The following is a 7,851-nucleotide window of genomic DNA, read 5'->3' as shown; positions in this document are numbered from 1 at the left end:
GCACCCGGCACAGGGACTTGACCGCCGCCTCGGAAGCCGGGTTCGCCGGGCGCATCCAGATCGCGACGTTGACAAGCATGAAGGGGAGCAGGAACACCACCGCCAGGGTGCGGGTCACGGTGCCCGACGGCAGGTCACCCCAGCGGTACGCCTCCAGCGTCACCCCCGGCACGCTCGCGCTGTCCGAGGACCGGGGGCGCGGCCGGTAGAACCCGCCACTGCGGTCACCGGCGACCTGCCCGGTCTGCTGCAGGCCCAGCACCTGTGCGGGACTCGCGCCGGAGACTCCGTGCACCCGTAGCTCCACGACGCCACCGGAGCTGTCCGGCCCGCTCAACCGCGCTGATCCATCCGACGTCCCCCCGAGGCGTCCCGCCGCCCTTGTCCCGCTACCCCACCTCGACGACACGCGCCGGGGCCGGCGGCCGAGCGGGTCTACCCGAACCGGACCCGCTCAATCTCGGCCGTCCCTGGTGCTGCCACCCGACCGGCGCGCTGTGGTCGACCGGCCCGTGCGTGCGAGGGTTGAGCCGGTCGTGGCGGGGTAGGTGCCGCCATGGTCGCTGCCGGTCGGCGCGGAGCGGACGCGGGCCCGTCGACAGCGCGGCGCTGGGACCGCCTGCTGGCCGCCTGGCACGACCGGGTCCGTCGGGTACGCGCCATCGGCGGCCTCGCCCTGCAGGCCGGCCTGGCGGCGGCACTGTCCTGGTTCGTGGCGCACTCGCTGCTGCACGTGTCGCAGCCGGTCTTCGCGCCGATCTCCGCCGTCTCGACGCTCGCCGCGTCCGTCGGCCAGCGGTTGCGTCGCACCATCGAGCTGATCATCGGTGTGACCGTCGGGGTGCTGATCGGCGACCTGCTGCTCCTGGTGACCGGCACCGGGTGGTGGCAGCTCGCCCTGATCGTGGTGCTGGCGATCGTCGTCGCGCTCTTCCTCGCCGGCAGCGCGGCGGTGGTGATCCAGGCCGGGGCGACGGCGGTTCTCATCGCCACGCTCAGCCCAACCGTCCGGGACCTGGAGATCCCGCGGTTCGTGGACGCGTTGATCGGGGGAGGGGTGGCGTTGCTGGTCACCGCCGTGTTGCTGCCGCTGAACCCGCTACGGGTGCTCAACCGGGCCGCCCGGCCGGCCTTCGATCTCCTGCTGACCCAGCTCGACGCCACCGCCGAAGCGCTGGCCGAGCGGGACGCCGCCCGGGCCCGTACCGCCCGGGGTGAGCTGCGGCAGAGCGCGGGCCGGTTGAAGGCGTTCGTCGAGGCGGCCCAGGGCGCCCGGGAGGCGAGCACCCTGTCGCCGGTGTACTGGCACCAGCGGCACGGACCGGTGGGCCGGTACGCGCAGGCGGCGGAGCTGATCGACCGGGCGACGCGGAACAGCGGCACCCTGATCCGACGGTCGGTGACGCTCATCGAGGACGGCGAGCCGGTGCCGGAGTCGTTGCCGAGGGCGGTGGCCGAGCTGGCCGAGACCGTCCGCCTGCTCAAGCGGCAGTTCGCCGCTGGCGCTGAGCCGAATCGGGCGCGGGAGCAGGCACTGCGGGCGGTCGCGACGGCCGGGAACGCCTATCGGGACGGTGTGGGCTTCTCCGGTGCGGTGGTGGTGGCGCAGGTCCGGACCACGGTCAGTGACCTGCTGGTCGCCACAGGCCTGAGCCAGGAGGACGCGAATCACCTGGTCCGGAGGGCTTTCGGCGATCTCTGACGGTCCGGCGGCGCCCACCGGTGCCAGTTGTTGGCGCATATATGAGCCATCACTGTTGCTATCTGAGCCAAAGTGGTGCCATGATGGTGTCATGGAGCTGAGGTCATACGTCGAGAACCTGCGTAACGAGTTCGCCGTGGCGGCGGAGGGTGTGGACCCGGAGGCCCGGGTGCTGGCCGAACGGCTCTTCACGCAGTTGGAGGCGGCCACCCGTCTCACGCTGCTCGAAGCGCTCTCCGACGCGGCTGACGAGATCACCCGTGACCTCGCGCCGGGCTCGGTGCACGTCCGGTTGCGCGGGCGCGAGCCCGACTTCGTGGTGACCCCGGCCAGCCCGCCGGCCGAGCTGGCGAGCGAGGCCAGCGGCCCGCCACCGCTGGCGGTGCCGGTGTCCGCGCCCGACGGTGACGAGGGCGGCACCTCGCGGATCAACCTCCGGCTGCCCGACCACCTGAAGGCCAGCGTCGAGGAGGCCGCTGGGCGCGCCGGGCTCTCGGTCAACGCCTGGCTGGTGCGCGCCGTCGCCGGTGCCGTCGGGGCGGGCGACCCGGAACGTCGTCCGCCGCGCCGGGTGGAGCCGACCTCCGGCCAGCGATTCACCGGCTGGGCCCGCTAACTTCCCGTACCCCCATCCGCCGCGCCGCTGACCAGCGGCAACCTTCGCCGACCACCTTCCGGGAGACCACCATGCCTGTTTTCGAGACGCCAGAACCGATTGCCGTCCAGATCGAGCTGCCGATCGGCGACGCCTGGATCGCCGCGAGTGACCGCACCGACACGGTGGTGACCGTGCGCCCCCGCGACCCGTCGAGCAAGGCCGACGTGAGCGCCGCCGACCAGACCACCGTCGAGTTCGCCGCCGGGCAACTGGTGATCCGGGTGCCCAAGAGCTGGCGCCGCTACGGGTTCGGCCCCGGGCCGTCGGTCGACGTCCTGGTCGAGCTCCCGACCGGGTCGCGGGTGCACGCCGAGGCGTCGTGGGCGGCGTTCCGCTGCGAGGGCCGGCTCGGCGAGTGCCGGATCAAGACCGGCAGCGGCATCCGGCTCGACGAGACCGGGCCGTTGGAGATCGACAGCAGCCACGGCGAGGTCGCGGTCGAGCGCGTCCTCGGACCCGCCCGGGTGAAGGCCTCGTCCGGCAAGGTGCGCATCGGCGCGGTCGACGGCACCGCCGAGATCAAGAATTCGTCCGGCGACTGCTGGATCGGCCGCAGCGGCGGCGACGTCCGGATCAACACGGCCTACGGCGACATCACCGTGGACGCGTCGCTGGGCTCGGTGACGGCGCGTACCGCCTACGGCAACCTTCGGCTGGGTGAGGTCGCCCGCGGCGCGATCGACGTGCAGACCTCCTACGGCGCCATCGAGGTCGGCATCCGTCGCGGGACCGCCGCGTGGCTCGACGTCAGCTCCAAGCACGGCCGCGTGCACAACGCGCTGGAGTCGACCGGCAGCCCGGCGCAGACCGACGAGACGGTCGAGGTCCGGGCGAACACCTCCTACGGCGACATCATGATCCGCCGCGCCTGACCCCCACCGCGCCGACCACGAATGAGGAGACCATGACCAGCTCCACGAACCCCGCGATCGTCGCCACCGACCTGCGCAAGTCCTACGGCGACAAGGTCGTCCTGGACGGCGTCGACCTGATGATCACCGAGGGCACGATCTTCGCCTTGCTCGGTCCGAACGGGGCCGGCAAGACCACCACCGTGCAGATCCTCTCCACCCTGATCAGGGCCGACGGTGGCGATGCGCGCATCTTCGGCCACGATCTGACCCGGGAGCCCGACGCGGTACGCGCGCTGATCGGCGTCACCGGCCAGTTCTCCGCCGTCGACAACCTGCTCACCGCCCGGGAGAACCTGACCCTGATGGCCGACCTGTGCCACCTGGGCAGGGCCGCCGGCCGGCGTCGGATCGCCGACCTGCTCGACCAGTTCGACCTGACCGAGGCGGCGGCCAAGCCGGTGTCGACGTACTCCGGTGGCATGCGCCGGCGGCTCGACCTGGCGATGACCCTGGTCGGCGAGCCCCGCGTCATCTTCCTCGACGAGCCGACCACCGGCCTCGACCCGCGCAGCCGCCGGGCCATGTGGCACATCATCCGGGCGCTCGTCGCCGAGGGCGTCACCATCCTGCTCACCACGCAGTACCTGGAGGAGGCCGACCAACTCGCCGACCGGGTGGCGTTCCTCGACCACGGCCGTCTGATCGCCGAGGGCACACCACGCGAGCTCAAGCGGCTCATCCCGGGCGGTCACGTCGTATTGCAGTTCGCCGACCAGGAAGGGCTCGACTCGGCGGCCCGGACGTTGCAGGCCGCCACCCGGGACGACGCGGCGCTCACCCTCCAGGTGCCCAGTGACGGTGGGGTCGGGTCACTGCGATCCCTGCTCGACCAGCTCGACAGCGCCTCGATCAGCGTGGCCGGGCTCTCCGTGCACACCCCCGACCTCGACGACGTCTTCCTCACCCTCACCGGTCAGCCGGACACCCGGGCCGGCCGGACCCATCACGAAAGGGCTTCCGCGCGATGAGCACCATCTCCCTCGCCGTCCGCGACTCCAGCACCATGCTGCGGCGCAACCTGCTGCACATGCGGCGGTACCCGTCGATGACCTTCCTGCTCATCGGCATCCCGATCATCATTCTGCTGCTCTTCGTCTACGTCTTCGGCGGCACGCTCGGCGCCGGCCTCGGCCCGTCCGGCGACCGCTCGCAGTACGCCAACTACGTCACGCCCGGCATCCTGCTCATCACTGTGGTCAGCGCGGCGCAGGGCACCGCCATCTCGGTCGCGATGGACATGACCGAGGGGATCATCGCCCGGTTCCGGACGATGTCGATCTTCCGACCGTCGGTCCTGACGGGTCACGTGCTGGGCAGCCTGGTCCAGACCATGCTCAGCCTCGCGGCCGTCACCGTCGTGGCGCTGCTGGTCGGGTTCCGGCCCACCGCCAACCCGGTCGAGTGGCTCGCCGCCCTCGGCGTCCTCGCCATGGTCACCTTTGCGCTCACCTGGCTGTCGGTCGCCCTCGGTCTGGTCAGTGACAGCGTCGAGACGGCCAGCAACCTGCCCATGCCGCTGATCCTCCTGCCGTTCCTCGGAAGCGGGTTCGTCCCCACCGACTCCATGCCGGCCGCCGTGCGGTGGTTCGCGGACTACCAGCCCTTCACGCCCGTCATGGAGACCCTTCGCGGCCTGCTCCTGGGCACCGGGATCGGGAACAACGCCACCATCGCCGTCGTCTGGTGCGCCGTCATCACCGTGGCCTGCTTCCTCTGGGCCAAGGCGCTCTACAACCGCAACCGGACGAGCTGACCCGACCGGCGCGCGGTCTCGCCATCAGCTCGCGGAACCGGCGGCTCGGCCCAGGGGGCCGGGCCGCCGGCTCGTGGTGTCGCGCGGCCTGCGGGGGCGGCGGCGCGCGCACCTGAGCGGGCTGTGGACCGGGTGTCCCGTCGCTGTCCGACCCGGGCGGCCAGAGCGCCTCAAGACGTCGAATGTTATCGATAACACAGCCGCGTCGCCCGGTTGCGCGCGGCGTGGGCAGCCGGTGCGGAGCGCTCACCCAAGAGCCCGCAAGGTCATTGACGGCAGTGGTGCGGATCCGAGCGGGGGAACGCGCGAGCCCGATGATGTTATCGCTGCCATTGCCACCGAAAGTTTAGGTGGTCGCTATCGGACGGTCGTCCCGCAGTGTCCGGCGCACCGCACCTGTCGCCTCGCCTGTCGACGGCCATCTGGTGGGCATCCGGTCCGCGCCGAGGCCCCGTTCGGCACCTGATCGGCGCACTTGCCGTCGGAATGGTGTGCTTTGCACCGGTCCGCTATCAACCCTCCCGAGTCGGTCCGCCTTCCGCGTTCCGTTACGGAGCTGTTGCGGGTAGATGTCTTGACGAGGCTGGATGTGAGCGTTAACACTATCCCCGTTAACGGTGGAGGTGAACATGAACCGTGTGGACGGAGCTGACGACCGCTATGTCGTCGGTGTCGATTACGGCACCCTGTCCGGGCGAGCTCTGGTGGTCCGTGTCGGCGATGGTGCCGAACTGGGGACCGCGGTGCACGAGTATGGCGATGGCGTGATCAGCACGGCGCTGCCGGGAGGTCGAGCGCTACCCCCGGACTGGGCCCTGCAGAACCCGCAGGACTACCGCGACGTGCTGCGGTACGCCGTCCCGGCGGCGGTGTCCGCCGCGGGGGTGGACCCGGCGGCGGTGGTCGGCATCGGCATCGACTTCACCGCCTGCACCGTGCTGCCGACGCTCGCCGACGGCACTCCACTGTGCGAGACGCCCGAGCTGCGCGACCGACCGCACGCCTGGGTCAAGCTGTGGAAGCACCACGCCGCGCAGCCGCACGCCGACCGGATCAACGCGCTGGCCCACGAGCGGGCCGAGCCGTGGATCGGCCGGTACGGCGGCAAGATCTCCGCCGAGTGGCAGTACGCCAAGGGCCTGCAGCTCCTGGAGGAGGACCCGGAGGTCTACGACCGGGCCGAGCGCTTCATCGAGGCGGCCGACTGGATCGTCTGGCAGCTCTGCGGCACCGAGACCCGCAATGTCTGCACGGCCGGATACAAGGGCATCCTGCAGGACGGTCAGTATCCCGCCAAGGACTTCCTGACCGCGCTCAACCCCAACTTCGGTGACTTCGTGGCCAAGTTGGACGGTCCGTTGCTGCCCCTCGGCGCCCGCGCCGGCTCACTCACCGCCCAGGCCGCCGCATGGACCGGCCTGCCGGAGGGGATCGCGGTGGCCGTCGGCAACGTCGACGCGCACGTCACCGCGGCGTCCGCGCAGGCGGTGCAACCCGGTCGGCTGGTCGCCATCATGGGCACCTCGACCTGCCACGTGGTCAACGGCGCGGAGGTCGCCGAGGTGGCCGGCATGTGCGGTGTCGTGGACGGCGGCATCAGCCCCGGCGCGTGGGGTTACGAGGCCGGGCAGAGCGGCGTCGGCGACATCTTCGGCTGGTTCGTCGAGCACGCTGCCCCAGCCGGCATCGACTCGCACGAGCGCCTCACCGAGCTGGCCGCGAGTCAGCCCGTCGGCGCGCACGGCCTGATCGCGCTCGACTGGTGGAACGGCAACCGGTCCCTGCTGGTCAACCACGACCTCAGCGGCATGATCGTCGGGATGACCCTGGCCACCCGGCCAGCGGACATCTACCGGGCCCTGCTGGAGTCCACCGCGTACGGCACCCGGATGATCATCGAGGCGTTCGTCGACGCCGGAGTCCCGGTGAACGACCTGGTGATCGCCGGTGGTCTGACCAACAACGCGCTGCTGATGCAGATCTACGCCGACGTGACCAGGCGTCCGCTGAACATCATCGCCTCGTCGCAGGGGCCGGCGCTGGGCTCGGCGATCCACGCCGCGGTCGCCGCCGGTGAGTTCCCCTCGATCCACGAGGCGTCGCAGGCGATGGGTCGGGTGCACGAGGCCGTCTACCGCCCGGACCCCGAGCGGGCCCGCGCCTACGACGCCCTCTACGCCGAGTACCGGGCGCTGCACGACCACTTCGGTCGTGGCGGCAACGACGTCATGCTCCGCCTGCGGGCGATCCGCAATGCGGCGGTCGAGACCGCCGCTACCCCGCACGAGACCCCGCTGGAGGTGGTGGCGTGAACGCCGAGGTGACCCGACAGATCGCCGAGCTGCGCGAGACCGTCGCCCGCCTGCACGCCGAGCTGACCCGGTACAACCTGGTCGCCTGGACGTCCGGCAACGTCTCCGCGCGGGTTCCCGGCCAGGACCTGATGGTGATCAAGCCGAGTGGGGTGAGCTACGACGACCTCACCGCGGCCACGATGGTGGTGTGCGACCTCGACGGCGTTCTCGTCGAGGGCGACTTCGCCCCGTCCAGCGACACCGCCGCCCACGCCTACGTCTACCGGGCCATGCCCGAGGTCGGCGGCGTCGTCCACACGCACAGCTCGTACGCGACCGCCTGGGCGGCGTGTGGCGAGCCGATCCCCTGCCACCTCACGGCGCAGGCCGACGAGTTCGGCGGGGAGATCCCGATCGGTCCGTTCGCGCTGATCGGCGGCGACGACATCGGCAAGGGCATCGTGGCCACGCTCGCCGGGCACCGCTCGCCGGCGGTGCTGATGCGCAACCACGGCGTGTTCACCATCGGC

At 71.3% G+C, this 7,851-nt stretch carries 7 protein-coding genes and 1 pseudogene; 7 read left to right on the top strand and 1 reads right to left on the bottom strand.

Annotation, left to right across the window (positions count from 1 at the left end; all coding sequences use genetic code 11):
- Positions 1 to 337: pseudogene (locus KBX53_RS14750) on the bottom strand (hypothetical protein); the annotation flags it as partial.
- A gap of 219 nt (positions 338 to 556) precedes the next feature.
- Between KBX53_RS14750 and KBX53_RS14745 the strand changes: the two are divergent.
- The 7 genes from KBX53_RS14745 to KBX53_RS14715 form a co-directional block, all read left to right on the top strand.
- A complete protein-coding gene (locus KBX53_RS14745) occupies positions 557 to 1,702 on the top strand; it encodes an FUSC family protein (RefSeq protein WP_210859814.1) in 1,146 nt (381 codons plus the stop codon).
- 91 nt (positions 1,703 to 1,793) lie between these two features.
- Positions 1,794 to 2,318, top strand: coding sequence for a hypothetical protein (locus tag KBX53_RS14740; RefSeq protein WP_030333959.1), 525 nt, complete (start codon positions 1,794 to 1,796; stop codon positions 2,316 to 2,318).
- Between the two features lie 71 nt (positions 2,319 to 2,389).
- Positions 2,390 to 3,232: a DUF4097 family beta strand repeat-containing protein gene (locus tag KBX53_RS14735; protein ID WP_030333961.1), complete on the top strand. Its 843-nt coding sequence runs from the start codon at positions 2,390 to 2,392 to the stop codon at positions 3,230 to 3,232.
- A 32-nt stretch (positions 3,233 to 3,264) separates the two neighbouring features.
- Positions 3,265 to 4,242 carry a daunorubicin resistance protein DrrA family ABC transporter ATP-binding protein gene (locus tag KBX53_RS14730; RefSeq protein WP_030333963.1) on the top strand — a complete coding sequence of 326 codons (978 nt, stop codon included), beginning with the start codon at positions 3,265 to 3,267 and terminating at the stop codon, positions 4,240 to 4,242.
- A complete protein-coding gene (locus KBX53_RS14725; protein ID WP_030333965.1) occupies positions 4,239 to 5,027 on the top strand; it encodes an ABC transporter permease in 789 nt (262 codons plus the stop codon). Before KBX53_RS14730 ends, KBX53_RS14725 begins: the two co-directional genes overlap by 4 nt.
- Before the next feature lie 629 nt (positions 5,028 to 5,656).
- Complete coding sequence (gene araB, locus KBX53_RS14720) at positions 5,657 to 7,339, top strand: ribulokinase (protein WP_030333967.1); 1,683 nt, start codon at positions 5,657 to 5,659, stop codon at positions 7,337 to 7,339.
- A partial coding sequence (locus tag KBX53_RS14715; RefSeq protein ID WP_210859812.1) for an L-ribulose-5-phosphate 4-epimerase occupies positions 7,336 to 7,851 on the top strand: 516 nt, incomplete at its 3' end. The genes araB and KBX53_RS14715, both read left to right, overlap by 4 nt.

The sequence above is a fragment of the Micromonospora sp. M51 genome, from assembly GCF_018070305.1.
GTDB lineage: Bacteria > Actinomycetota > Actinomycetes > Mycobacteriales > Micromonosporaceae > Micromonospora > Micromonospora parva.
Note: the sequence above shows the minus strand (reverse complement) of the source record. Positions and strands in the feature narration are given on the sequence as shown.